The organism is Pseudomonas viridiflava, assembly GCF_900602065.1.
In the GTDB taxonomy this organism is placed as follows: Bacteria; Pseudomonadota; Gammaproteobacteria; order Pseudomonadales; family Pseudomonadaceae; genus Aquipseudomonas.
Genome location: NZ_UWFN01000251.1, coordinates 1 through 389, shown reverse-complemented (window position 1 = coordinate 389; position 389 = coordinate 1). Strand labels below are relative to the sequence as shown.

Genomic DNA, 389 nt, shown 5'->3' with positions numbered 1-389 from the left:
GAGCTGGCCGGTCGCGAAGAGAACATTACGTTCTCCATGCCCAAGGAATTGCGGGTCAAGTCGCTGCTCTGAGTTCGCTCAACTGCACAGTGGCGCATCAGCCTTCTTATCGTCGATCCTGACTCGCCCGGTCCTGGCCACTATCACGCGGTAGTGGCTGACCGGCTGGTCTTTGACGCACACATGTATCGTCCCGTTGGCCGAGTTACGCAGGCCGCCCAGCCCGGTGAATGTCAGATGTTCAGCCACTTTCCTGTTGCCGACGATTCGGGTGTCGGGCGACCTCGCGCGCTCGATGAGCAACACGTCCTGATCGTCGGGGCCTTTGCCATCCGTATCGAGAATGATCCGCCAGCCGTTGCTCCAGTCCCCGTCTATCGCATGGATCG

General features: G+C 60.2%; 2 protein-coding genes. One reads left to right on the top strand and one right to left on the bottom strand.

Translation table 11 applies throughout. The annotated features are described in order from the left end of the window. Positions 1-72, top strand: a 72-nt coding sequence (locus EE949_RS29815) for a hypothetical protein (protein ID WP_241152854.1), incomplete at its 5' end; no start/stop codon positions are given. A gap of 6 nt (positions 73-78) precedes the next feature. Here the strand turns inward: EE949_RS29815 and EE949_RS13670 are convergent. Next, the coding region (locus EE949_RS13670; RefSeq protein WP_206335712.1) for a GspH/FimT family protein at positions 79-389 on the bottom strand (311 nt) is incomplete at its 5' end.